This is a genomic window from Polaribacter uvawellassae (assembly GCF_039748955.1).
Lineage (GTDB): Bacteria > Bacteroidota > Bacteroidia > Flavobacteriales > Flavobacteriaceae > Polaribacter > Polaribacter uvawellassae.
The window spans coordinates 463,495-489,443 of sequence record NZ_JBDIZN010000002.1 but is presented as its reverse complement, the minus strand read 5'-3'; the positions used below and the strand labels follow the sequence as shown (position 1 = coordinate 489,443).

At 30.2% G+C, this 25,949-nt stretch carries 24 protein-coding genes and 1 other RNA gene; 9 read left to right on the top strand and 16 right to left on the bottom strand.

What is annotated here, in order from left to right; genetic code table 11:
- Window positions 1-24 precede the first annotated feature (24 nt).
- Window positions 25-786 (top strand): tryptophan synthase subunit alpha, encoded by a 762-nt coding sequence (trpA, locus tag ABDX67_RS06620; RefSeq protein WP_347174170.1) that lies wholly within the window; start codon window positions 25-27, stop codon window positions 784-786.
- Here the strand turns inward: trpA and ABDX67_RS06615 are convergent.
- From ABDX67_RS06615 to ABDX67_RS06595, 5 genes are all read right to left on the bottom strand, one after another.
- Entirely contained in the window at window positions 783-1,226 is a 444-nt protein-coding gene (locus ABDX67_RS06615) for an FKBP-type peptidyl-prolyl cis-trans isomerase (RefSeq protein ID WP_347174169.1), read from the bottom strand. The genes trpA and ABDX67_RS06615 overlap by 4 nt on opposite strands.
- Before the next feature lie 116 nt (window positions 1,227-1,342).
- A complete protein-coding gene (locus tag ABDX67_RS06610; RefSeq protein ID WP_347174168.1) occupies window positions 1,343-2,965 on the bottom strand; it encodes an amidohydrolase in 1,623 nt (540 codons plus the stop codon).
- Between the two features lie 4 nt (window positions 2,966-2,969).
- Window positions 2,970-4,403 carry a M20/M25/M40 family metallo-hydrolase gene (locus ABDX67_RS06605; protein WP_347174167.1) on the bottom strand — a complete coding sequence of 478 codons (1,434 nt, stop codon included), beginning with the start codon at window positions 4,401-4,403 and terminating at the stop codon, window positions 2,970-2,972.
- 63 nt (window positions 4,404-4,466) lie between these two features.
- Window positions 4,467-6,215: a TonB-dependent receptor gene (locus ABDX67_RS06600; RefSeq protein WP_347174166.1), complete on the bottom strand. Its 1,749-nt coding sequence runs from the start codon at window positions 6,213-6,215 to the stop codon at window positions 4,467-4,469.
- Between the two features lie 4 nt (window positions 6,216-6,219).
- Window positions 6,220-9,261, bottom strand: coding sequence for a tetratricopeptide repeat protein (locus ABDX67_RS06595; protein WP_347174165.1), 3,042 nt, complete (start codon window positions 9,259-9,261; stop codon window positions 6,220-6,222).
- A gap of 183 nt (window positions 9,262-9,444) precedes the next feature.
- Here ABDX67_RS06595 and ABDX67_RS06590 point away from each other — a divergent pair, with 183 nt between their 5' ends.
- From ABDX67_RS06590 to ABDX67_RS06580, 3 genes are read left to right on the top strand one after another with little or no spacing between them, the layout of a single operon-like run.
- A complete protein-coding gene (locus ABDX67_RS06590) occupies window positions 9,445-10,131 on the top strand; it encodes a cell division ATP-binding protein FtsE (RefSeq protein WP_347174164.1) in 687 nt (228 codons plus the stop codon).
- Window positions 10,132-10,142: 11 nt separating this feature from the next.
- The gene (locus ABDX67_RS06585) at window positions 10,143-11,243 is read left to right on the top strand and encodes a glycosyltransferase family 4 protein (protein WP_347174163.1); all 1,101 of its coding nucleotides are present in this window, start codon (window positions 10,143-10,145) and stop codon (window positions 11,241-11,243) included.
- A gap of 6 nt (window positions 11,244-11,249) precedes the next feature.
- Window positions 11,250-11,987: a glycosyltransferase family 2 protein gene (locus tag ABDX67_RS06580; RefSeq protein WP_347174290.1), complete on the top strand. Its 738-nt coding sequence runs from the start codon at window positions 11,250-11,252 to the stop codon at window positions 11,985-11,987.
- Between the two features lie 134 nt (window positions 11,988-12,121).
- Here ABDX67_RS06580 and msrA read toward each other — a convergent pair whose 3' ends face one another.
- The 3 genes from msrA to ssrA form a co-directional block, all read right to left on the bottom strand.
- Window positions 12,122-12,658 carry a peptide-methionine (S)-S-oxide reductase MsrA gene (msrA, locus tag ABDX67_RS06575; protein ID WP_347174162.1) on the bottom strand — a complete coding sequence of 179 codons (537 nt, stop codon included), beginning with the start codon at window positions 12,656-12,658 and terminating at the stop codon, window positions 12,122-12,124.
- The gene (msrB, locus tag ABDX67_RS06570) at window positions 12,655-13,095 is read right to left on the bottom strand and encodes a peptide-methionine (R)-S-oxide reductase MsrB (protein ID WP_347174161.1); all 441 of its coding nucleotides are present in this window, start codon (window positions 13,093-13,095) and stop codon (window positions 12,655-12,657) included. The genes msrA and msrB overlap by 4 nt, the downstream gene beginning before the upstream one ends.
- A 103-nt stretch (window positions 13,096-13,198) precedes the next feature.
- Window positions 13,199-13,593, bottom strand: a transfer-messenger RNA (tmRNA) gene (gene ssrA / locus ABDX67_RS06565).
- Between the two features lie 189 nt (window positions 13,594-13,782).
- On the opposite strand from ssrA, the gene ABDX67_RS06560 reads away from it, so the two are divergent.
- Together ABDX67_RS06560 and ABDX67_RS06555 are read left to right on the top strand one after the other, a co-directional pair.
- Entirely contained in the window at window positions 13,783-14,988 is a 1,206-nt protein-coding gene (locus ABDX67_RS06560; RefSeq protein WP_347174160.1) for an NAD(P)-dependent oxidoreductase, read from the top strand.
- Window positions 14,989-15,046: 58 nt separating this feature from the next.
- Complete coding sequence (locus ABDX67_RS06555) at window positions 15,047-15,268, top strand: DUF3820 family protein (protein WP_347174159.1); 222 nt, start codon at window positions 15,047-15,049, stop codon at window positions 15,266-15,268.
- Window positions 15,269-15,292: 24 nt separating this feature from the next.
- Here the strand turns inward: ABDX67_RS06555 and ABDX67_RS06550 are convergent, their stop codons facing one another.
- Window positions 15,293-15,877: a hypothetical protein gene (locus ABDX67_RS06550; RefSeq protein WP_347174158.1), complete on the bottom strand. Its 585-nt coding sequence runs from the start codon at window positions 15,875-15,877 to the stop codon at window positions 15,293-15,295.
- Window positions 15,878-15,902: 25 nt separating this feature from the next.
- On the opposite strand from ABDX67_RS06550, the gene ABDX67_RS06545 reads away from it, so the two are divergent.
- Window positions 15,903-16,268, top strand: coding sequence for a DUF5655 domain-containing protein (locus ABDX67_RS06545; RefSeq protein WP_347174157.1), 366 nt, complete (start codon window positions 15,903-15,905; stop codon window positions 16,266-16,268).
- A gap of 3 nt (window positions 16,269-16,271) precedes the next feature.
- On the opposite strand, the gene ABDX67_RS06540 is transcribed toward ABDX67_RS06545, so the two are convergent.
- Window positions 16,272-17,222, bottom strand: coding sequence for a transglutaminase domain-containing protein (locus tag ABDX67_RS06540; RefSeq protein WP_347174156.1), 951 nt, complete (start codon window positions 17,220-17,222; stop codon window positions 16,272-16,274).
- A gap of 22 nt (window positions 17,223-17,244) precedes the next feature.
- Window positions 17,245-18,063 (bottom strand): 3-deoxy-8-phosphooctulonate synthase, encoded by an 819-nt coding sequence (kdsA, locus tag ABDX67_RS06535; RefSeq protein ID WP_347174155.1) that lies wholly within the window; start codon window positions 18,061-18,063, stop codon window positions 17,245-17,247.
- Window positions 18,064-18,139: 76 nt separating this feature from the next.
- Between kdsA and ABDX67_RS06530 the strand changes: the two genes are divergently transcribed.
- On the top strand, window positions 18,140-19,141 hold the full coding sequence (locus tag ABDX67_RS06530; RefSeq protein ID WP_347174154.1) for a M20/M25/M40 family metallo-hydrolase: 1,002 nt from the start codon (window positions 18,140-18,142) through the stop codon (window positions 19,139-19,141).
- Window positions 19,142-19,218: 77 nt separating this feature from the next.
- Here ABDX67_RS06530 and ABDX67_RS06525 read toward each other — a convergent pair whose 3' ends face one another.
- Complete coding sequence (locus tag ABDX67_RS06525) at window positions 19,219-19,686, bottom strand: hypothetical protein (protein WP_347174153.1); 468 nt, start codon at window positions 19,684-19,686, stop codon at window positions 19,219-19,221.
- A gap of 135 nt (window positions 19,687-19,821) precedes the next feature.
- Between ABDX67_RS06525 and ABDX67_RS06520 the strand changes: the two genes are divergently transcribed.
- Complete coding sequence (locus ABDX67_RS06520; protein ID WP_347174152.1) at window positions 19,822-21,174, top strand: UDP-N-acetylmuramate--L-alanine ligase; 1,353 nt, start codon at window positions 19,822-19,824, stop codon at window positions 21,172-21,174.
- On the opposite strand, the gene ABDX67_RS06515 is transcribed toward ABDX67_RS06520, so the two are convergent.
- The 4 genes from ABDX67_RS06515 to ABDX67_RS06500 all read right to left on the bottom strand — a co-directional run bounded on the left by ABDX67_RS06515 (window position 21,171) and on the right by ABDX67_RS06500 (window position 25,927).
- Window positions 21,171-22,241 (bottom strand): nucleotidyltransferase domain-containing protein, encoded by a 1,071-nt coding sequence (locus tag ABDX67_RS06515; RefSeq protein ID WP_347174151.1) that lies wholly within the window; start codon window positions 22,239-22,241, stop codon window positions 21,171-21,173. The two genes, ABDX67_RS06520 and ABDX67_RS06515, sit on opposite strands and share 4 nt — an antisense overlap.
- The gene (locus ABDX67_RS06510; RefSeq protein ID WP_347174150.1) at window positions 22,228-23,352 is read right to left on the bottom strand and encodes a phosphoenolpyruvate carboxykinase (ATP); all 1,125 of its coding nucleotides are present in this window, start codon (window positions 23,350-23,352) and stop codon (window positions 22,228-22,230) included. The genes ABDX67_RS06515 and ABDX67_RS06510 overlap by 14 nt, the downstream gene beginning before the upstream one ends.
- An 85-nt stretch (window positions 23,353-23,437) precedes the next feature.
- Window positions 23,438-23,614, bottom strand: a complete 177-nt coding sequence (locus tag ABDX67_RS06505; protein ID WP_347174149.1) for a hypothetical protein — start codon at window positions 23,612-23,614, stop codon at window positions 23,438-23,440.
- A gap of 18 nt (window positions 23,615-23,632) precedes the next feature.
- Window positions 23,633-25,927, bottom strand: coding sequence for a T9SS type A sorting domain-containing protein (locus tag ABDX67_RS06500; RefSeq protein ID WP_347174148.1), 2,295 nt, complete (start codon window positions 25,925-25,927; stop codon window positions 23,633-23,635).
- Window positions 25,928-25,949 lie beyond the last annotated feature (22 nt).

Genomic DNA, 25,949 nt, shown 5'->3' with positions numbered 1-25,949 from the left:
CGGGAATGACAAAGTAGAAACAGCATGAAATCATTAAAAAACATATTTCAAGAAAAGAAAAATTTATTATCGATTTTCTTTACAGCAGGTTATCCAAATCTAAATGATACAGCACAAATCATTTCAGAATTAAGTAAAAGTCAAGTTGATTTTATTGAAGTTGGTTTGCCATATTCTGATCCTTTAGCGGATGGCCCAACAATTCAGGATAGTAGTCAAGTTGCTCTGCAAAACGGAATGAATTTAGACATCGTTTTTGAGCAATTAAAATCGATTAAAGATTCTAATACAACACCGTTAGTATTAATGGGATATTTGAATCAACTATTAAAATATGGAGAAGATAAATTTTGTAGAGCTTGTGTAGACTGCGGAATTGAAACACTAATTCTTCCAGATTTACCAATGATTGAATACGAAAATCATTATCAGCAATTATTTGAAAAATATGGATTGACCAATGTTTTTTTAATAACACCACACACATCCGAAGAAAGAATTAGAAAAATAGATAAATTAACGGAAGCTTTTATTTATGTAGTGGCTTCGGCTTCAATTACTGGAGCAAAAGGAGAAATATCAAATCAGCAAATTGCCTATTTTGAACGCATAAAATCTATGAATTTAAAAAGTAATTTAATTATTGGTTTCGGAATTTCAGACAATGAAACTTTTAAAACGGCGTGTAATTATGCAAACGGAGCAATTATTGGTTCGGCGTTTATAAAAGAATTGTCTAAAAACGGAGTGAATGGAATTGGTAATTTTATACAATCTGTCCGTTAATTATTTACTTTTAGTAAATGTATGCTAAATACTAAAACAGATCCGCCAGGAATAGAACTAGAACCATTACTTCCGTAACCTAAATGAGAAGGAATTAACAACCAACCTTGTGAATCTTCATTAAAATAAGTTAACCCTTCTGTCCAACCATCAATTACTTGTTGTAAATTAAAGGAAACGTTTTGTCCTTGGTCAAACAATTTTCCATCGGTAAAATATCCTTTATAGTTTACAGTAACATTAGAGTTTGACGTAGGTTTAACCCCAGTACCAACATCTGTAATTACATAATATAAACCAGAAGCAGTTTTTGTAGCGTTTAAATTTTTGGCTTTTATATATTCTTGAATCTCAAGATCGTTTTCTGAACTAAAATCTTCTTCATTATTGCTACAAGAAACAAAAAGGAAGATTAAGAATAAAGGGATATATGATTTCATTATAGAATATATTTTATATGTAATATAGTGCGAATATATAAAACCTTTTGGGAAGTTTATAAAACAAAAAAACAAACCAATTTGGTTTGCTTTTTTGTATAGTTATGTTTAGAAGTTTAATAAACCTTCTCTCCATTTAAATACGTAGAAACCACTTTAGTTTCATGAATTTTACTTCCATCAACTTCCATAATATTTTGATTTAGGATAATGAAATCAGCAAACTTACCAACTTCAATGCTTCCTTTTTCGTTTTCTTCAAAGTTAGAATGTGCTGCCCAAATTGTCATTCCACGTAAAGTTTCTTCTCTGGTTAAAGCATTTTCTATTTGAAATCCGCCTTTTGGAAATCCTTCTGTATCTTGGCGAGTTACTGCGGCAGAAAATGTTAAAAACGGACTTACTCTTTCTACAGGAAAATCGGTTCCTAACGCTACACTTCCGTATTTGTTTAATAAATCTTTAAATGCATACGCACCTTTCATACGTTCTTTTCCAATTCTATCGCCAGCCCAATACATATCAGAAGTTGCATGTGTTGGCTGAATAGAAGGAACAACATTGTCAAACAAATCAAAATCTTCTGGAGAAATAATTTGTGCGTGCTCAATTTTCCAACGTCTGTCTTTTTGACCTTTTAAAGCTTCTTTATAGGTTTTTAAAATATGAGTATTTGCAGAATCTCCAATGGCATGTGTATTCATTTGATAATCTGATTTTGCAATTTGATTTGCAATTTCTGTATATCTAGTTGGATTAAAAATCATGGCTCCAAAATGATTGTCTCTATCGCTATAAGAATCACGCATTGCAGCTCCTCGAGAACCCAAAGCGCCATCGCCATACACTTTAAACGAACGCACATTTAAGCGATCTGTTTTAATAATTCCTTTTGGTAAATAGTAATCTAAATTTTTCTGACTTACAGAAACCATTGCGTAAATACGCATTTTTAAATCTCCTGTTTTTTGTAAACTATCCATTAAATCGATCGTAGATTTTCCAACTCCAGCGTCATTTACAGTTGTTAATCCATAACTAAAAGTTACTTTCTGTGCATCTAATAAACCTTGAATAGATTCTTTTTTTGTTGTGTTCGGAGTTTTGATATATCCCATTGCAGCATCAATCAAAACACCAGTAAGTTTTCCTTTTTTCTGGATAAATTCTCCTCCAGAAATATTTTTCGGAAATTTTGTGCTAGACAAACCTGAATATTTTAAAGCAGCTTCATTTACTAATAAAGCATGACCGTCAACTCTACGAATTGCAACTGGTGTATCAGGAAATAACTTGTCTAATTTTTCTTTTGTTGGGAATTCTTTTACCTCCCAATCGTTTTGATCCCAACCACGACCAGTGATGTAATCTGCATTTTTTTCTTTTTTAAATGCAGCTAATTTTTCTAAAATTTCATCATAACTACCAGTTCCTCTTAAATCTACTTTTTGTAGACTTAATCCTAATCCGAAGAAATGACAATGTGCATCAATTAATCCTGGAACAATAGTTTGGTTTTTGGCATCAATAGTTTTTAGAGTTGCAAAGTTTTTTTGGATTTCGTCATTGGTTCCAACTCCAATAAATTTTCCGTCTTTAACCGCAAAACTTTCTGCTTTGTCAAAATTGTTATTTACTGTGTAAGCATTTGCATTGATGACAATAAAATCTGCTTTTTCTTGTTGTTTGCACGATACTAAAAGCATCAAGAAACTAAGTGATAAGATTATTTTTTTCATTGTATTATTGTTTGATTGGTGTGTTGTTATATAAATATTTATCCATTAAATAAATCATGCTTGCCATAGAAGCACTTCCTAATTCAAGCTCACGTTTGTTTACTTTATCAAAAGTATCTGTTGCTGCATGATGATAATCAAAGTAACGTTGTGGATCTGGACGATAACCAACCAAGGTGGTTCCTTCAGATTTTAGTGGACTAATATCTGCACCACTTCCGCCTTTTTTAATGTCGTGTAATCCATACGGAGCTAATAATTTTTTCCAGCTTTTTAATAAATTGGTGTTTGCTGAATTAGCATCAATTGTAAAACCTCTTGGCGTATGTCCGCCAGCATCAGATTCTAATCCTCCAATATGAATTTCTTTGGTTGTTTTTACAGCATCTGCATAAGCAGTTGCACCGCCACCACCTTGTTCTTCATCCATAAAGAAAACAACACGAATAGTGTTTTTTGGCTTGATATTATTGGTTTTAAAAATATGTAACACTTCTAATGCTTGTACAATTCCTGTTCCGTCATCATGAGCGCCATCTCCTAAATCCCAAGAATCTAAATGTCCACCAACAACGATTATTTTTTCTGGATTTTCTGACCCTTTAATTTCACCAATTACATTGAAAGATTTTTCTTTTGGTAAATTTTTAGAAGTTTGTCTTAAATATACTTTTAATTTAGGATCTTTTTTTAATTGCTTGCTCAGCGTTTCAGCAGCTAATGTGCTAATTGCAGCACCAGGAATATATTCGCTTTCTGGAATATCTCCATAACGCATGGTTCCAGTATGTGGATAATCGTCAATATTGTTTGTCATAGAACGAACAATAACTGCCAACGCACCAAACTTACCAACGGTTGCTGCACCGCTTCCTCTTTGATCTACACAACCGCCATAAGCACTAAATGTATTGATGATAGAATTATCAAATGGTCTGTTGTAAAAAATAATTTTACCTTTTGCTTTATCTCCTAATGCTTCAGCTTCTTTTAGACTAAAAACTTCAATAACTTCAGCAAAAACACCTTTATTTGGTGTTCCGATTGAGCTACCTAAAGCACAAACAGCCATATCAACTTTTTTACCGTTTGAAACAAAATAAGAAATTTCTTTTTCTCCTCTAACCCAATGAGGAACAAGAGCAGGTTGTAGCCAAACTGTGTCTAAGCCAGCTTCTTTCATTACACGTTCTCCCCATTTTACAGCTAATGCTGCTTCTGGAGAACCAGATAATCTTCCGCCAACATTTGATGTTAAATCTCGAAGCCATTCGTAAGATTTACCGTTTAATAACGCGGTGTCAAATATTTTTTTGATGCTTGCTGCATCCACTTTTTCTTCGGCAGTTAATTCGTTTGAAGTTGTTTTTGTTTCTTTCTTTTCGTTACATGCAATTACTAAAATTGTAAAAAGAAAAAGAATGGATAGTTTTTTCATTGGTTGTAGTTTTATAAAAGTTTATAAATCTACATAAAATCAATGAATTATAAAGTCTGAAAATTAAAAATCAAACTTATAACTAATTCCTGCTAACACTTGAAAACCTTGTACATCAAAATTACTGAACTGTTGGTATTCTGAATTTAAGACATTATTCATTTTTAAGAAAGCGGTAAATTTGTCGTTAAAATGATAACCTCCATTAATGTTTACATCAACAAAAGATTTTAAGGTTTGTACTCCGTTTATTGCCGATGGATATATCCCGCTATACGTAACATCTTTTCTGTCGGAAACAAAGAAAACATTTACGTCTGTGTACCATTTTGTGGCTTTGTAATTTCCGAAGATTTGGGCATTCATCGTTGGTAAATTCCAAGCTTCAGTTTGGTTTGTAATTGTGTACGAATTAAATTCACCATTTGCTCCAATTACTAAATTTCTATTTACATCAACGGTAAATTCTCCGAAAAAAGTAAATGTTTTAACATCGTCATAAATTACTGAAAAAGAGTTTCCGTATTCATAACCCAACAAACCAGCAGTGTTTGTTCCGTCTGATTTAGAATTATTTCTTATAAACATTGCTTTGTCATTTTCATCGCTATAACTTGCTTTTAAATCGTAGCTAATATTTGGAGATAATTTTCCGTTTAATCCACCGAAAAATTCATATTTTTTATTGGTTTGCGTAATAAATTGTGTCGGCGAAATATATGGATTTTTATCACTAAAATTCTTAATTGTATTTGTGTTTAAATCTCCGCCAGCACCAACATAAACAGTTACATAATTTGCCACTAAAGGATAATTGATGTTGATGTCTGGATACACAAAAACCTGATTTATTTTATTTTCTAAATCTGAAGTGAAATATAATTTTGTTCCGATTCTAAAAGTAAAATCATTGTATTCAAAATTATATTTGGGAGCAACACCAACTGTAAAAAAGCTGTGTTCTAATCTTGTTGCTGCGCTATACGATTGCGCAAATTCTCCGTTTACATAATCAAAATTTGTATCTAAAATTAAATCGTTTAATTTTCTACCAATATTTTTTAATGAGATTTTAAATTGTGGTTTAAAAGTAAATCGCAATTCTTTACTCAACAATTCGTCAGAGAAAAAAGATAGACTTACTTTACTAGAATTGATAAAGAAATCTTCAAAAACAACTTCGGCTTCGGTTTCAAAATTAGTATAAGCTTGCTGTTCGTCAATTGCAGAAATTGTTGCAGGTAAATAAGTTATTGAACTTGGTAAACCATACCAATTGTATTTGTTTTGTTCGTAGTTTGCTCCAATTTTCCAAGTAAAATAACGCTCTTCTTGTTTGTAAAACGCACCAAATTTCATGTTAGAAAAATTGCTATCTAACGGAGTTGTATCAATACTATTTTCTGATGAAATGTATTTAGCATACAAACCGAAATCGTTTTTAAATCGTGTTGCATGATGCAAAAAAGCTTCTACAAATGGCGTTGAGTTATTTCCAAAACCAGCAGCCAAATAATTGTTGTACAAACGTTCTTTAACGCCCATATTAATTCCTTTTGCAACGCCGCTTTTAGGAATAAATGTTGATGCAACTGGCGCAGAAAAAATCTGATATTTTAATTGCTTCTTTTGGTTTTTTGCTCCTAACTGAATTTTCGGATTCTTCTTAATTTTAAAAGCATCAGAAATTGTTGGAGTATAAGAAGTAATTACATTGATCACCTCAGTTTTTATAGTGTCTTTTGTCTTTGTTTGAGCAACTACAAGTGTGCTTAAAGTACAAAAGCAAAGTGTTAATACAATTTTTCGCATTGTTTTAATCTCTTTTATTGTTGTTAGGAGTTACAGATTCGTTCGTTTTTGCTTCGTTGGTTTTTATAGTAGAAAGCTCTCTTTGAGCATCTAAAATAACATCATCAAACTGAGTAAAATTTTTAATAATGTTTTCTAAAATGTACGTTGCTTGATAGGCATCTTTTAGACCATAATAGTTTTTCGCCATTATAATATAACTTTTAACGCCCCAATATTTATAGGTAGAATAATCTGCAATTAAAGTTTGAACTACTTTATTAGATTCGGCATATTTTTTATTCTGATTTTTAAAATATGCATTAAAATACAATGCTTCTGCTTTTAATTCGCCACTTGCATTGCGTTCAACTTCGTTATAAAATTCTTCAGCAGTAATTAAATCGTCTGTTTTAAAAGCAGAACGTGCAATAATTGTTTTTGCATCAAACTCAACATTTTCTTCTAGCTTGTCTTTCTGCAATACTTTTTCTGCATATTCTACCGCTTCTTTAAATTCATTTGCTTCGTAGTAACTTTTCATTAAATTACTTTGCGCAAATAAAATATTCTGCGGATAATTAGCTTCTTGTTCTAAACGAATTAAAAGCGGAGTTGCATGTACCCAATCTGCTTTTTCTAAATAAATTTGAGATAATTTATTTAAAGATTCTTCGCTAAATTCACTTTGATTTTGATCAACAACATATTGATAATACTGTGTAGCCTTTTCTGTTTGATTTGTTTTTGATAAAGATTGCGCCAAATAAAAATTAGCTTTTAAAGCGTGTAATCCGTTCGGAAAAGCTGCAATGTATTTTGTAAATCCTTCAATTGCTTTTTCCGCATTGTTTTCTAAAAATTTATTTTCGGCAGATTCATACGTTGTGTTGTCTAAATCGGCATCAGTAACATTTACAAAAGAAATGTCTTTTACCCAAGCTGCATATACATCAACCTGACCTAAATCTACATATACGTTTCTTACATTTGTAACAGCTTCTCTTGCCTCGTTTGAGTTTGGATAGTCGCTTACAATCTTTTTAAATCTATCTAAAGCTTGTGCATTGTCATTGTCATTATAATACAGTAAACCTTGACGCAATAATGCTTTCGGAACATAAGAACTTTTGGTGTGTTGTGATAAAAGTCTGTTAAACGTTTCGTGTGCTTTTGCATTATTTTTTACAGAAACATAAGTGTTTGCTAATTGAAACAAAGCATCATCTTGCAAACTTGTAAGTTCATAATTATTCACTAAATCATTTAGATTGTTAATTTTTTTAGTGTTATCGCCTAAAAACCCAAAACTAATAGCTTTTTGATAAGTTGCATAATCAGATCCAACACCTAAATTATTTATTACTTTATCATAAGCAGAAATTGCATTCGAATATTTTTTAGTTACAAAATAACAATCTGCTAAACGGATATTTGCATCATCTAATAACGGATTGTCTTCTTTTGTTTTTCTGATAAAACTGTTGAATGAACTTGCTGCTTTTGTATAATCTTTTAACTTAAAATGACTGTAAGCAATATTGTAATCAATAGATTTAAACGCATCAATTTGTGATGCGCCCGATGTTTTTTTAAAGGTTGTAAATCCGTCTAAAGATTTTTTAAAATTCGACAACTGATAATCGGTTTCGGCTTTCCAAAACAATGCCGAAACTTTTATTTTAGTATCAGACGACGTTGTTGCCGCTATAAAATAAGGATACGCTTCTTGTAATTTTTTAAGATTGAATAATTGAACACCTCTGTAATAAGATACATCTTTGGTAAATTCTTTGTTTTCGTTACTTTTCTTTTTTGCTAAATAATCTAACGCTCCTTGATAATCTTGTTGATACAAATAAGAAGTTACCACCAATTGATTTATTTCTTGGTAAAAAGGTGATTTCGGATACGCAGTTAAAAAATCTTGCAAAACGTCTGCAACACTTTTATACGGATTTCCTTGTTCGTAACTTAATTTGGCATAATTTAAAAAAGCATCTTCTTTAATTTTTGCATCAAAATCCATTTCGCTAGCGCTTTTAAAAGCATTTAAAGCTTCTGGCTTTTTTTCTAAATACAAATAACATTCTGCTAAATGATAGTACGCATTTTGTGAAACACTGTTTTTATCACCAATAATTTTATTAAAGTTTTTTACAGCATTTTCAAAATCATTTTGTTTGTAATATGCATATCCTAACTGATAATAATCTGTATTATTCCATTTGCCACGTTTGCCTTTATAAGCATTTAGATACGGCAACGCTTCTTTGTATTTTTTTAAATTGAAATAACTCTCACCAACAATTTTAGAAATGTCAGAAATCTCTTTTTGCTTAGAATCTTTTAATAGTTTTTCTCCAATTTCAATACTTTTTTCAAATCGTCCATCTTTAAAACTGATGTCTAACAAATAATAGGTTGCTTCACTTGTGTAAGAAGCTTGTTTTGCAATTTCTTGTAAATGGATTTCTGCCGTTTCGTAATCTGCTTGTTTATAGGCGATAAATCCGTAGTAATATCTAGAATCATTTCCGTAACGAGCATCATTAATTAAAGGGAAGAATTTTTTTCTAGCCAAGTTTAAGTTTCCAGTGGTTAACATTGCGTAACCCATTTTAAAATCGAGCTCTTTTTTATTTTCGGTTGATAAAACTTCTCTATTTACTTTAGAGTACCATTTTAAAGCATACGATGCTTTTTTATTAGCAAAATAATAATTACCAACATTTAAAAATGCTTTCTCTTTTTTGTTGCTATTTGGGTTGTTTTCTACAAAAGCTAAAACCATTTTATCGGCTTCAACCTGATTTAGCTTTATAGCGCACATTGCAGTATAATATTCAGAATCTGACTTTAACGCAGAAGTGCTTTTATTTTTTAGAGCAACTTCTTTAAATGTTTTTTGAGCAGCAGCGTACGCTTTATTATTGTACAATTTAATAGCGTTGTTATAATCAGCTAAACTATTTGTTTCTATTTCTGTTTGCTGAGCAGAAATAATGCTAGAACTTACGGTGATTAAAACTAAAAAAGCGAATTTTTTAAAAAAGCGAATGTTCATTTTTCTTAAAGGGTTTTTTGGCTATTTGAAAACTATAACGCAGTTTTTATTATTTTGTTGGATGAAAATTAAAAAAACAAACGTTGGTTTAAAAAATCAAAGATAAAAATTGTTAAAGATTAATTCTCTTAATATTTCTTTAAACTGACAAGAAAATTATAAGTTTGTAGAAACTACTTTTTTATGGCTGATGCAATTTTACTTCTAGAAGACGCAGATATTTACCAAAGAGATAATTTGGTGCTTTCTAAAGTCAATTTAAAAATTGAAAAAGGCGAGTTTTATTACTTGATAGGAAAAACAGGAAGCGGTAAAAGTAGCTTGATGAAAACCTTGTATGGCGATTTAAATTTAAAACGCGGAAATGGAACCATTGTAGATTTTGATTTAAGAAAATTAAAAGAAAAAGACATTCCGTTTTTAAGAAGAAAAATCGGAATTGTGTTTCAGGATTTTAAATTGTTAAATGACAGAACCGTTTTTGATAATTTATTATTCGTTTTAAGAGCAACTGGCTGGAAAGACAAAGAAAAAATGACCGCTAAAATTCATGAAGTTTTAGAAAAGGTTGATATGAAAACCAAATACTACAAAAAACCTTTCGAACTTTCTGGCGGAGAACAGCAACGCGTTGCCATTGCAAGAGCTTTATTAAACGATCCTGATTTAATTTTAGCCGATGAGCCAACAGGAAATTTAGATCCAAAAACTTCGTTAGAAGTAATGGAATTGCTAAACGGAATTCACCAAAGTGGAAAATCAATTTTAATGGCAACGCACGATTATGCTTTGATTGTAAAGTTTAAACAAAAAACAATTAAGTGCGAAGGTGGCGAAGTGTTTGAAGTTGTGCAACAAGCAATTATTTAAGAAAACGTATGTTGAACTCAAAAAAAAAAATATTTGTAGCGGTAACAAATGATATTTCTACAGACCAACGAGTTCATAAAATTTCTAGCTATTTAGTCAGTAAAAATTTTGATGTTTTGGTGTACGGAAGAGTTTTGCCAACAACTTTCTCGATAAAAAGAACGTATCAAATCCAACGGAAAAAACATCTTTTTAATCATAACTTTTTGTTTTACGCTGAATATAATTTTCGTTTATTTTTTAAATTACTTTTTTACAAATGCGATATTATTTTAGCAAATGATTTAGATACGTTGCCTGCTTGTTTCTTTGCAAGTAAATTTAAAAAAGCGGAATTGGTTTATGATAGTCACGAGTTGTTTTCTGAAGGACCAGAATTGCAAGGACGGAATTTTGTAAAAGGTTTTTGGAAAACATTAGAACGTTTTTTCTTGCCGAAAATTAAAAAATCATATACGGTAAGTCAATCAATTGCAGATTATTATAATACAAAACACAAAGCTAATTTTGGCGTTGTAAAAAATGTTCCGTTGTTGCAAAGAGAAATTGTTAAGGTTGATGCAAAATTTCCAACAGAAAATAAAACGATATTATATCAAGGAGTTTTAAACCCGGGAAGAGGAATAAAACCAATGATAAAAGCCTTGCATTTATTAGAAAATGTAGATTTAATCATTATTGGTTACGGAAAAGTAGAAGCAGAATTGCAACAATTTGTAAAAGATGAATTGTTAGAAAATAGTGTTCATTTTTTAGGTAGAATTCCGCACGAAGAATTACCAAATTACACAAAATTAGCAACAATCGGAATGGTGTTGGAAGAACCTTTAGGTTTGAGTTTTGAATATTCTTTACCTAATAAATTATTTGATTATATTCATGCAGAATTGCCAATAATTTGCGGCAATTTACCAGAAATAAAAAAGGTTGTAGAAACATATAAAGTTGGAGTAGTAGTTGAAGATTATTCTCCAGAAAAGATTGCTGAAAAAATTCAAGAATTAATTGATAATCAAGCTTTGTATTATCAAATAAAACTGAATCAACAAAAAGTCAAAAAAGGGTTTTGTTGGGAAAACGAACAACGGCTATTAGATAATTATTTTTATTAAAACGACATCGAAAAAATTATTTCCATAATAATTCCAACCTACAACAATCTTAAGAAATTAAAAGAGTGTGTTGCTAGTATTCAACATCAAACATTTACAGGTTTTGAAGTTTGGATTGTTGACGGAAATTCATCCGACGGAACAAAAAAGTATTTACAAACATTAGAAAAACCTTTTCATTTTATTTCAGAAAAAGACAACGGAATTTATGACGCTATGAACAAAGGAATTTCTTTGTCAAGCGGAAAATGGCTCTATTTTTTGGGAGCAGATGATTCTTTAAAAGAGAAAACTACTTTAGAAAATGTAGCAAAAGAATTACAACCAAATTTTGATGTTGTTAGCGGGAAAATACAATATCAATTTTCTGATTCAGATGCGCGTCAAATTAAAAAAAACAATGGCGTTTTCTCTTCTAAGTGGTCAAAAAAGCTATGGATTAAAAACACAGTACATCATCAAGCAACTTTTTATAAAAGAGAATTGTTTAAAGAGAATCAATACAATACAAATTATAAAGTATTAGCCGATTATGCGTTTAATTTACGAGTGTTTACGAATAAAAAGAACGTAAAAATCATTCCTAATATTATTGCTTTTTGTAATAGTCAAGGAATTTCTAAAAACTACAATTGGTCTTTGTATAAAGAAGAAATTAAATTTAAAACCAAAGCGTCGTCAAGATTATTATGGCCTTTGTTTTTTAAAATAGCATTGTTAAAATATCTTTTTAAGAAAATATAAAAAACCCGCTTCAAATAAATGAAGCGGGAAAATTGCTATGAAAAAGAATGATAAGAAACTCTTATCAGTTACTTAGACTCTAATTTCAGGAAAAGTTTACAAAGAACTTACGGTTTTAACAAAACTTTAAGATTTTATTTTAATTTATCGGCGTGTAATCTTCTCAACGCATTTAGTTTTGGAGTGATTACATAACTACAATATCCTTGTTCTTTGTTTTCTCTATAATAATTTTGATGTTCAGAATCGGCTTCATAAAAAACAGAAAACGGACTAATTTCTGTAACGATGTTTTCTTCGTAAACCTCAGATAATTCTATTAGAACTTCGTTTGCAACCTCTTTTTGAGTTTCATTTTGATGAAAAATTACAGAACGATATTGAGTTCCTCGATCTGCTCCTTGTTGATTTAACGTTGTAGGATCGTGTGTTGTCATAAAAATGATAAGAATCTCTGCAAATGAAATGATAGTTGTATCAAAAGTAATTTCAATCACTTCTGCATGTCCAGTTAATCCAGAACAGATTTCTCTATAGGTCGGTTTTCCAGGAACTGTTCCGCCAGAATACCCAGAAACTACTTTTTCTACACCTTTTACTTCTTGAAAAACTGCTTCAGTACACCAAAAACAACCGCCGCCAAGAATGGCAGTTTCTATATTATTTTTCATTTTTTTAACTGTATTGAAATAGAATTTACACAAAAACGCAATCCGCTTGGTGCTGGTCCATCAGGAAAAACATGACCTAAATGTGCATCGCAAGTATTACACAAAACTTCAACACGAATCATTCCGTGTGTGGTGTCTTTATAATATTTTATTGCATTTTCTTTGATTGGTTCTGTAAAACTTGGCCAACCGCTGCTAGAATCAAACTTAATACTCGAATCAAATAATTCTGTGTCGCAACAAGTGCACGTATATTTTCCTGTTTCGTAGGTAGAACAATGTTCCCCAGTAAAAGCACGTTCAGTTCCTTTTAAACGTGTAATTTGATATTGTTCTGGAGTTAATTGTGCTTTCCATTCATCATTTGTTTTGGTAACAATTTTGTCTGGTGTTGGATTTCCTTTTGTAGCATAATTGATTACATCTTTCCAAGTCATTCTTTAAATTTTAAATTCAATTATTGGTCGTAAAATAAACGATTAAATTACAATAATTGTTGAACTAAAAATCCTGTAAATAATTTACAGGATTTTTTTGTTTTTGTGGAGACGCCGAGAATCGAACTCGGGTCCAAACAAGCGGCCAAAAGGCTTTCTACATACTTAGTTTTTAATTAATTTTCGTCTAGTAGCTGATTAAAAACAATCCACTAAAAGCTTATCTTCTTTAGTTTCAAAATGGTGTCGAAGCTCCAACATTTCTATGTTTACATTTACGATGCCCAAAAGTGAAACGCCGCAAACCAAGGCTTTTCGTGGACATAAAGCTTGCACACCTAGTGTGCCGAGGCCAATCCTACTGTAATTCGGATTAAGCAGCTAAAGCGTAGTTATCTTCGCCGTTTAAAAAAGTTGAAATAAGTTTAACGAGTCTTGATTTCATTCCTCGGTATGCTTACATTCTAACGCGACTCGCTGTCAAAACCAGTCGTCCCCTTAATGAAATAGTAAAATTAATTTTACGTAATTGAATTAATCCCAAACTTGATTTGGGAGCGCATCAATCTATTTCAAATGCTATTCTAAAGAACAGTTTGCAAATTTAATAATAAAAATGACAAAAATAGCGTTTGTACATCTTTATAAAATCAATATCTTCGAGCAAAATAAATACTTAATTAAATTATGAAGTTTGGAATTATAAAAGAGCGTAAAAACCCGCCAGATAGAAGAGTCGTTTTTTCGCCAAAAAAATTACAAGAGTTTCAAAAAACATATCCAAAAGCTACTATAAAAATTGAGAGTTCTGATATTAGAGTGTTTTCTGATGCAGAATATGAAAAAGCAGGATTTGAAGTTGTAAAAGATATTTCTGATTGTGATGTGATGTTAGGCGTAAAGGAAGTTCCGATTGAATTTTTAATTCCGAATAAAAAGTATTTTTTCTTTTCTCATACCATAAAAAAACAACCATATAACAGAGATTTATTACTCGCAATTTTAGAAAAAAAAATCGAATTATATGATCATGAAACGATTGTAGAAGAAAGCGGAGCTCGTCTAATTGGCTTTGGGCGTTATGCCGGAATTGTTGGTGTTTATAATGGTTTTAGAGCTTACGGTTTAAAGCAAGAAACTTTTCATTTACCAAAAGCAGAAACGTTGGCTGATCAGAAAAACTTAATTGATGAGTTACATAAAATTAAGTTACCGAATCTTAAAATTTTATTAACAGGAAGCGGAAAGGTTGCAAATGGAGCAAAAGAAATGTTAGACGCAATGCACATTAAAAAAGTTTCTGTAGAATCGTATTTAAATGACAGTTTTAACGAACCTGTATATTGTATGATTGATGTGTTAGATTATAACAAACGCAAAGACAATCAAGTTTTAGGTAGAAAAGATTTTTATAAGCATCCAGAAAATTACGAATCTAATTTTATGCGTTTTGCAAAAGTGACAGATTATTTTATTGCTGGGCATTTTTTTGGTGATGGTTCTCCATATTTATTTACCAGAGAAGATGCAAAATCCAACGATTTTAACATTAAATTAGTCGCAGACATTTCTTGTGATATTGATGGTCCAGTTGCATCAACATTAAGAGCATCAACAATTGCAGATCCAATTTATGGTTATAATCCGCAAACAGAATCAGAAGTTGATTATAAAAATGAAAACGCTATTGTTGTAATGGCTGTTGATAATTTACCCTGCGAATTACCAAATGATGCAAGTGTAGGTTTTGGTGAATTATTTTTAAAGAATGTAATTCCGGCTTTTTATAACGATGATAAAAACGGAATTTTAGCAAGAGCAAAAATGACAGAAAACGGAAAGTTGACAGAACGTTTTTCGTATTTGCAAGATTATGTTGATGGTAAAGAATAGTTTTATTTGTAATGTCTAGTTTAGCGTAGTCGAAAGATTTTTTTATCATTAAAATTAAATGGAACAAAATCAGCAATTTTTAATTGATACTTCAAAAATGAAAATGCCGTACGGAAAATACAAAGGTACTTTTCTAATCGATTTGCCAGAACATTATGTGGTTTGGTATAACAACAAAGGATTTCCGAAAGGAAAACTTGGGCAAATGTTGGGTTTGGTTTATGAATTAAAACTAAACGGTTTAGAGGATATCATTCGAAAAATAAGACATCAGTATTAAACAAGTTGATGTAGATTTTTTTAATTACTGAACTGCTTTTATTGTGAATAATCCATAAAATATATGAGAAATTCCAAGACTCATTAAAAGATAAAAGTTAATTCCGTTTGTGTAAAGTGCTATAATTCCTAACAAAACACAAATCATTGAAAAGTAATACAATGGTATTGATTTACTAAAATTTAAAATCATTAAAATACATCCATATCCAATCAAAAAAGCAGGAATAATAAATTGTTCTTCTCCTATTCTTAATAAATAAAATAAAACTAGATAGAGTAGTGCAATTAGTACAATTAAAAACAAAATAGATTTTTTTGAATTCCGATTCCAAACTTTATTTCCAATTTTTCTTTGAAATCTTCTGTTCCCAAAAAATAATGCAAGCATAGAGAAAAGGACAATCAATACAGTAATAATGACAATAAATCCTTCTAAAAAATTAACGGTTAAGAATCCAAACGGAGAAGCATCTGTACTAAAACCTTCAATAGTTGTCTTTATCAATAAGGCGCCGATTAGAATATAAATTCCAATAAAAATACTTGGTCTTCCTTTTAATACAAAGTTGAAGTTTGTGTTCTTAATTAAATTCCTATTTTTAGCCATAATTTGTAAAGCTAATATACAAAAAATGAAACCAGCTGAAGAATATATTCTAAGTAGACCAGAACCATTTAAATCGATATTATTACACTTACAATTATTGATTGAAGGAAGTTATTCTAATGTAGAAATGAGATATAAATGGAAAATTCCTGTTTATTATATTGATGATAATCCGTTTTGTTATTTAAACGCATCTCTTAAAAAAGGATATGTTGATGTTTGTTTTTGGGCTTCTGCTCATTTAAAATACAATGAACATTTAATTACTGAAGGAAGAAAAGTAGTGAAATCTTTACGTTATTTTAAGCTAGAAGATATTAATGAAAAAGTATTGCTTTCGGTTTTAGAAGAAGCGTATAATTCTAAAGAAAAAGGTTTTTACAAAAAATAATAATTATCGAATTTTATATTGGAGTGCAATTTCATTATTGATAAAAATAAACAGTTCAGATCTTCTGTTATTTTCTAGGTTGATTGTAAAACTTCCAATAGAATTATTAAAAGTTACAATGGCTTTTTTTCCGTAGCGTTGTCCTTTAAATTGATAGCCAATCACATCAGTAGAAGTTAAGTTTTTGATTTTAATTTCAATTACTTTTTTACCAGAAATAATACCGTTTTTTGGAGAGATTAATGTTAGGTTTTTGTAAAAAAAACCTTGGCCAATTATTGGTTGACTAGCATAGGTTTTTCCGTTTATTGGTTTTTGGACTAATTGCCAATTCTTATCTTCAGGTAAATGAGTTCTTAATAATTCAGTTGGGTTTGGATAAAAATAATATTCTGTAAAATTTTTTTCCCATTGATTATTAATCGCGTAACCAGCAGCCCAAGTTGCATCAACCAATTGCCATTTGTTATTTAGCTTAACTGCATTCCAAGCATGATTTGAAGTTGTTGGAATGACACCAATTTCATTTGAAGAGTTTCGAGCGTAACCTTTTATGATTACAGCTTCGATTTGTAATAAATCACACACTTTCTTAAACGACTGCGCATAACCTTCGCAAACAGATTTTCTTTTTTTAAAAGTTTCGTTTACAATATCGTCTTTTATCTGTTGTAATTTTACTTGCTTTTCGGCTTCATTTTTATAACTAAATCCAACTTGTTTAGTTGTAGGATTATAGAATTCTTCTAAATCATATCTAATATTTTCTGTTAACCAGATAAATGTTGCTCTTATTTTATCGGCATCAGAAGTAAAATCTACATTAATTTTAGTCGCTAATTTTTGAGCAGAATTAAATTTCGGATAACGTTTTACTTTTGTATCAACATCTGTATAATTTTGAGATTGAACAGTAAAACTTATAAAAAGAAATAAAATGAATAGTTGCTTCATAAAACTATAACAACTTAAAAAATTATAAATTGTTTACCGTTTTTCTAATGGCAACTAAATTGCTAAGTAAACTTTCTAAATGATCTAAATGCAACATATTTGCACCGTCGCTTTTTGCATTTGCAGGATCAAAATGAGTTTCTAAAAACAACCCATCAACATTATTTACAACGCCGGCTCTCGCAATTGTTTCTATCATATCTGGTCTTCCGCCAGTTACACCAGAATCTTGATTTGGCTGTTGTAATGAATGCGTAATATCTAAAACTGTTGGAGCAAATTTTCTCATTTCAGGAATTCCTCTAAAATCAACAATCATATCTTGATAGCCAAACATGGTTCCTCTATCGGTAATCATTACTTGTGTATTTCCAGAATCGATTACTTTTTGAACGGCGTGTTTCATTGCAGACGGACTCATAAATTGTCCTTTTTTTAAGTTGACAACTTTTCCTGTTTTTGCGGCAGCAACAACCAAGTCTGTTTGACGAACTAAAAAAGCTGGTATTTGTAACACATCAACATATTGTGCAGCTCTTTCTGCATCTGATGCTTCATGAATATCAGTAACAGTTGGTACGTTAAATGTTTCTGAAACTTTGCGTAAAATTTTCAATGCTTTTTCATCACCAATTCCAGTAAAACTATCAACTCTACTTCGGTTTGCTTTTTTAAAACTTCCTTTAAAAACAAACGGAATTTCTAGTTTGTTAGTTACTTGTAACACTTTTTCTGCAATTCGCATTGCCATATCTTCACCCTCAATAGAACAAGGTCCAGCAAGTAAAAAAAAGTTGTTAGAATTGGTGTGTTTTATGTTGGGAATTAATGTGATATCCATCGAAAAATAATTTTAGCAAAAATACAAAATAATTATTGCTTTTGAATTCATATCTTTAGCACTTAAATTTATAACCATGAAAAAAATACTTACACTTCTTTTTGCTTTTGTATTGATGTATTCTTGCAAAACAAATAAAGAAAACACCAATCAAGAAATTACAGTAGAAAGTATCGATACAACTACAGTTAGAAAACATTTATATACGCTAGCTTCCGATAAAATGGAAGGTAGACGTACTGGAACTCCAGGAATTGAAAAAGCTGCTCAATATATTGAGGGTGAATTTAAAAGAATAGGTTTGCAAACCTATGATACCTTAACAGATTTTAGACAAAGATTTACCTTTGAGGATAGAAGAACTAAAAAGAAAATTGAAGCTTTTAATGTTATAGGAATTTTAGAAGGGAAAAGTAAAAAAGATGAATATGTAGTTGTTTCTGGGCATTATGATCATCTAGGAATTAGAAAAAGAGAAGGCCAGTTAGACAGTATTTATAATGGAGCAGATGATGATGCTTCTGGTACAACTGCTGTTTTAGCGTTGGCAGAATATTTTAAGAAAAAAGGAAATAACGAGCGTACTATTGTGTTTGTTGCATTTACAGGAGAAGAAATGGGTTTATTAGGTTCTAGACATTTTGGAAAAGATGTTGATGCAAGTAAATTTGTTGCAGGAATCAATATAGAAATGATTGGAAAAGATTCTGAATTTGGTCCAAAAACAGCTTGGTTAACAGGATTTGATCGTTCTGATTTTGGAAAAATAATTCAAAAGAATTTAGAAGGAACAGGTTATGTTTTACATCCAGATCCGTATGATAAGCAAAATTTGTTTTTTAGATCAGACAACGCTTCTTTAGCTAGATTAGGTATTCCATCTCATACATTTTCTACTGTTCCGTTACCTACAGATAAACATTATCATAAAGCTTCTGATGAAGCAACAACATTAAAAGTTTCTGTTGTAACTGAAACAATTAGAGCAATTGCTTTAGGAACAGAAAGTATTATCAACGGTAAAGATACACCAACAAGAGTTCAGTTGACAGAAAAGGAAATGGGAGGAAGACGTTAGTGTAAGTTTTCTATATTTTATAAATAAAAAATCCTCTAAATTAATTTAGAGGATTTTTTTATGTATTGTAAAAAAGTTTAGAACTGATATCTAACACTTAAAGCAATGTCAGAATTTAATCCTTCATAAATAGTGGTAAAACCAAATTCAGGTCTGTAATCTAAAGAGATTAAAATAGGCGCTTCAAAATTGTACTCAATTCCTAAATTTCCAGTACCAAAGAAGAAAGTGTCAGAAACACCACCAGCTTTAATGCTTCCAACTCCACCACCAACTCCAGCATACCAATTAAATCTGTTTTCTAGAGACCACACCCACTGATAAATACCTGTTGCTTTAAAAGAATCTGCTCCATTTCCGTTACGAATCCCTAAATCGATTTCTAATCTGTTATTTTCACTCAATTTATGTTGATAAGAGATTTCTCCACCAAAACCACTATTGTCACCAAAACGTAGACCAATTGCGTTTTCAGAAACCTCTTGTGCATTCATTGTAAAAAATGATGCAAATACTAAACCAATAATTAAAAATGTTTTCTTCATAATTTTGTAAAAATTTATTGTTAAAATTAATTTTAATACAAAGATACTACACATAAATTGTACCAAACAAATAATTAATTTTTTTAAAATTATTCTTTTTATTGTTTTGTATTTTTACACCTTAAGAAAAACGAAATGAACATACATTTTATTTCAATTGGAGGAAGTGCAATGCACAATCTTGCAATTGATTTATTGCAAAAAGGGTTTACAATTACTGGTAGTGATGATCTAATTCATGAGCCATCAAAATCTAGATTAAAAAAATATGATTTACTACCAAAAGAATTTGGATGGTTTCCAAAAAATATCAATCAAAATTTAGATGCTATAATTCTTGGTATGCATGCTAAAAAAGACAATCCTGAGCTGTTAAAAGCACAAGAATTAGGGTTAAAAATATATTCATATCCAGAGTTTTTATTTGAACAATCTAAAGATAAAACTAGAGTTGTCATTGGAGGCTCTCATGGGAAAACTACAATAACTTCTATGGTTCTGCATGTAATGCATTATCATGAAAAAGAAGTTGACTTTATGATTGGTGCGCAGTTAGAAGGATTTGAAACAATGGTTCATTTAACTGAAGAAAATGATTTTATAGTTTTAGAAGGCGATGAGTATTTAAGTTCACCAATAGATTTAAGACCAAAATTTCATTTATACAAGCCAAATATTGCTTTGTTAAGCGGAGTAGCTTGGGATCATATGAACGTTTTTCCAACGTTTGAAAATTATGTAGAACAGTTTAAAATTTTTATAGATTCGATAACTAATGGCGGAATATTAGTTTACAATGAAGAAGATGAAATTGTAAAACAATTAGTAGAAGAATCTACATCAGCAATTAAAAAGTATCCATATAAAACTCCAGATTATTTTATAGAAAACGGAATTACCTATTTAAATACTCCAGAAGGAGATTTACCTTTAGAAGTTTTCGGAAAACACAATTTACAAAATTTAGCTGGCGCAAAATGGATTTGTCAACATATGGGAATTGATGAGGATGATTTTTATGAAGCCATTGTAAATTTTAAAGGAGCGAATAAACGTTTAGAAAAAGTTGCAGAAAATTCATCAACCGTAATTTTTAAAGACTTTGCACATAGTCCAAGTAAAGTTGCAGCAACAACTAAAGCAGTTAAAGAGCAATATTTAGAAAGAACAGTTCTGGCTTGTTTAGAGTTGCATACATATTCTAGTTTAAATGTAAATTTTTTATCAGAATATAAAGGAGTTTTAAATGATGCCGATAAGGCAGTCGTTTTTTATTCTCCTGATGCAGTTGCTATTAAAAAATTAGATACAATTTCTAAAGAACAAATAGCTGCCGCTTTTGAGAGAGAGGATTTAATTATTTATACAAATCCAACTGAGTTTAAAGTGTTTTTATTGAGTCAAAATTTAGAAAACACCGCTTTATTATTAATGAGCTCTGGTAATTATGGCGGATTGGATTTTGAGGAGGTTAAGAGTTTGGTTTAATTCTGTAGGCGATTTTTTAACCTTTTTATAAACCAAGCTCTATATTCTTTTTTATAAAAAATTTTAATAGTTTTTAATAACCTAGATATAAATAAAAAATAAACATTCCATTTTCTTTTACTGAGAGAATTTTTTTTAGGGTTTTCAATTAAGGCAATTTGTTTTTTTAAAAAAGATTTAGTGCTTTTTGTTTTTGTATAATCTAGAGATTTTGGGTTATTAAAAATCATGCAAGAACTTGCCAAAAAATTTTTTAAATAACCAGATTTTGGATGTTTAAAAGAAGTCAAAACTTTGTTAGCAAAGGTAAGTTTTGAAACTAAAAACAAATCGTAAGAATTTCTTAAAGAAATAGATTTATACCATTGCCCTTTATCATTAATTTGTTTATTAAAGCAAGTCATTAAAACTTGATCATTATACGATAGAATAGTAATATTTTTTTTTGTTTTTATTAAGTTGTTTTTTATGTAAGCATAGTTGAATTGTTTGTCATTTGTTATCATTTTATAATGAACTTCCAAAGAAGAAATTTTTCCAGCTTTTGTTAATTTAGGATAATGTCTATTAAAAATGGTATTGTCAATATAATCAATTGAACTTTCACTATAACTATCTTTCTTTAGAAGTTGTATTACTATTTTAAATTGTTTGATAGACACTATAAAATCAATATCTCCAACCATTCTTTCAGCAATATCTTCATACAAACCTTCTAATAAATTTCCAGTCCCTTTTAAGAAAATTGGAGTGATGTTATTTGCTAATAATAAATTGTTAATTTCTTTTGCTTGTTCAATTATTTGTAAATTTCGTTCTCTGTTTAAATCGGTTATGTGTTTCATGTAATTTACCAATTCTTCAGGTAAATAAGAAAGTAAATTTGCTCTTTTTAGATTGCAGTATAATGCAGGAAACACATAATGAGCCGTACTTACTTTTACAACATTGTCCCAATCAACATTACCTGATTTTATTTCTTGTTCAACAATCTTTTTATTGTGTTCTTCATGAGTTATTGTTAAGCATTTTCCGACAAAAAAAAGTGTTTCTTTATAGGTCATCATTAAAGATTTTAGAAACTGTTTTAATCATTTTTGTATTGTTAGAATAAGTTAATTGATAACAAGGTAATTCTAAAAACCAATCTAAAAAAGTAGATACATTTTTTTCTAAAGGAGAAATCCAAGAGTCTGGAATTAATTGTTGAAAAGCATTTACTTTTGAAATGGAGTTTATTTCTAATTCAATATTAGGATTGTACTTAATAAACACCAAAGCTTTACATTTTAATTTTAAATTGTAATTGATATTATTTGGTGGTAAATAACGAACTGTTTTATGTAGTTTTTTAAAATGATATTCAGCAGAATTTTCTAATTCAGGGTAAAATGGAAGTAAGGTTTTAAAACTTTTCTTTTTTATTGATATTGCTGCTGGATATGTAAAAATATTTTTTTCGTTATCTATTGGTACAAAATCATCTGCGATACAATCAAACCCGTTTGCGTTTAACAATGCTAATGAAGTGCTTTTTCCATTTCCAGAATCACCTAAAAAAAGTATAGATTCTTTTCTGTTGCTAATTGCTGATGCATGAAAAACTCCCATCCATTCTGTTTCTGGTTTTTTATAGATATCTATGAGTAAATGCATAGAAAGTTTTCCTTCAAAAACATGTGCTTCATTTTTATTCCATTTACCAATAATAGCATCATTTTTTAAAAAAACAATAGATTCATTCTTATCAAAAATTTTGTAATTGAAATGAAATTTATTCTGATTTTCTATTTCTAGATGTGCAAATGTTGGATGAATTTTTAAGAGATGAAATTCGGTTTCAAATTGAATTTTGAAAATGTAATTATGTATAGAATAATATCTTTCAGAATAATATTTGATTGGTGCCTTATAAGCTTCAGAATTTTGTAGAACTTCTTTCTCTAATGTGTTATTGGTTGAATATAATAAAAAAATGTCCTCAATAAATTTTTTGATAACTTTTTTTGGAGCATCAATTTTTTCTAAAGCCCAAGTTTCTATACTTTCAAAAGAATCATTTTTATTTATTTTTAATAAAATGTCAGCAGCAATTTTCTCTAAAACTAAATATGAATTTGAGTTTTTAAACCAAACTATTTCTTTGCCTTCTATTTTCTTTATAACGACTTTGTTCATTAAAAACTAAAATACACTTTTAAAAAATAACTCAATAAAAAAAACCTCGAAATTTCGAGGTTTTTTTTATTGAGTTATTGAACGGTTAAAATCCACCGCCGTCTCCAGGTGCAGCTGGACTTCTTGCTTGTGCGGTTTTAGGGTTTAATAAAAGATACGTCCCTATAGCTGTTAATGCCGCATATTTTCCATAGCTACCAATTTTTTTAATAGCTTCTTTTCGAGTAATATTTTCTTCTGTATTTTTCGTTTGTTTTTTCATCTCAAAATTAGCTTTAAATTAGTTTAAGAATATTTTCTTGTTAATATTTCCCTTGTCAGTTTCAAGTTTAACAATATAAATTCCTTGTTTTATAGAATTAGATAAAGTAATATCCATAGTAGAGCTAGATTTTAAATTTTTATGAAATACTCTTTTACCTAAAATATTATACATTGTAAGTGATGCTTTATCGCTTTTTAAACCTGTTATTCTTAATGTACGATCTGAACTCAAATACATGCTTATCTTATTTAACTCAAAATCGTTGACATCTAGTGTTTTTCTTAAATCTGTAGTAGATGTTCTTAAGAAAAACCTTCCAACTCCGTTACTATTAGCATCTAAAATAATTTTATAATTACTGTTGTCTTCATCTAATCGAGTTATTGTTTTCTTTTCTGTGTCTTCTAAAAAAACCATTAATCCAGTTGGTAAACTAAGATGATTGATAGAAAATGTAATTTCTTTTCCAGCATCAGCATTTAAACCTAAAGGAATAATTGTGTTTTCATAATCGTCTTTTGGTAAAGATTGCAGCATAAAATCAATCCCTTCGCTATTTGATACTAAATGAGAGTATAAACTAAAACTTGTAGATTGACCAGTAAATGTTCCTGCATCAAATCCAGGGTCTAACGCTTTTGTGGAATTATCTTCATATTTAACTTCTGTAAATTTTTGATTGTTATCTTGATCATTTACAAATACTTTTATTGTAGGATTACTTGTTCCTTTGTAAAAAGTAACTCCTGTTTGATGACTTTGAAGAGATTCTGTAAATTTAAAATTATTTGAATTTGCATTTCCAGCATTATCTGCATTTACAAAAAATGCTTGTCCAGTATGAATATAATCTGCTCCATTTAAAGTAGTGTAATTGGTTCCGTTCCAAACATAGACAAATTCATGTGTGTCTGTAAGGTTTGCCGCGTTAGCAGCAATTAACTCACTTACTTTAATGTAAGAAGGAAAAGGGTTACCAACAAAGTTCCATTTGTTTGCTCCTCCAGTAAATCCTTCAGTAATTGTTAATGTTACATCACTTGTTGGAAAAGTTCCAACAAAACCGTAATCACCAGCACCAATTCTTTTTAGAGAATATCCTTGTCCTTGATTAAAAGTTGTTGCAGCTCCACCAGTTTGAAAATAATTCCAACTTCCGCTGGCAGAAGTAGTATTGTCATAGGTACTAACTGCGTCATTATTTCCAGCGCCTGATACATTAATAGAGTTTGTAGTATTCCATGCATCATCATATTGTTCTCCTATAACTGGAGAAGAAACTAAGTGCCAATCTGTATTATTTACATTAACATTATAAGTTAAATCACCTGTTGAAGTTCCATAAACGATTAATGATCCTCCGCCATTTATGGTTAAATCACCTGTAATTGTTAGTGTGCCACTTACAGTTAAAGAATTTACAGAATTAATGGTTAAAGTTTCACTAGCTTCAATGGTTAAATTACCAACTAAAGCTGTAACTCCTGAACTAATTATTGGAGAAGTTGCAACATTTGGAATTGTAACCAAAGAAGAGTTTGTGGGAATTCCATTACTCCAGTTATCTGCTAAATTCCAAACAGCACTTGTTGAGCCGTCCCAAGTAGTAGAGCTTGTAGTGAAAGCATCTCTAGAAAAATCAAGTGAGTTTTCTCCATTTGTAGTTTCATTAGTCCAATTTCCATTTGTATTTAATTGAGTGTAATAATTAGCATAAGAAACTTGATCTGATCTAGAACCAGTATATTTTGCTCCATCTGGTGAAGCAGACATGTCGGCAATAATTATAGAAGTTCCAATAACTAAACCAGTATTTGTTAAGGTAATAGCATCTCCATCAAAAGGACCAAGTTCTGTAGCATCATTACCTATTTGAATAGCAGCAATATAAGTAGTTGGTGTACTAGAATCTGTACCAATAAATGCAATTATACCATCTTTACTACCCGATAAGCCAAAAGCACCGCTTCTTGTTATTGTTCCGATTGAAGCACCAAAAGCTGGGTTAGCATCACTATCTACATCTGTGAAAGCTACAACAGTACCTGCTTTAATAATACTTCCTCCAGTATTCCAAGTAATAGTTCCTTCACTTCCAGCTAAAGCACTAGGAGAACCAACACCAGTAGTTTCATCATCAGTAAAATAAATTGTAGTGCTTGCTGCAATATCAGCTAAAGCAACAATAGCAAAATCTTTATCACCATCAGCATTAAACTGAACAAAAGCAATATCTCCTGCTGATTGTGCAAATATAGAAACTGATAAGAAGATTGATAAGTAAGTAGTTAATAAGTATTTTTGTTTCATAATCAAAATTTTTAGAACTTAA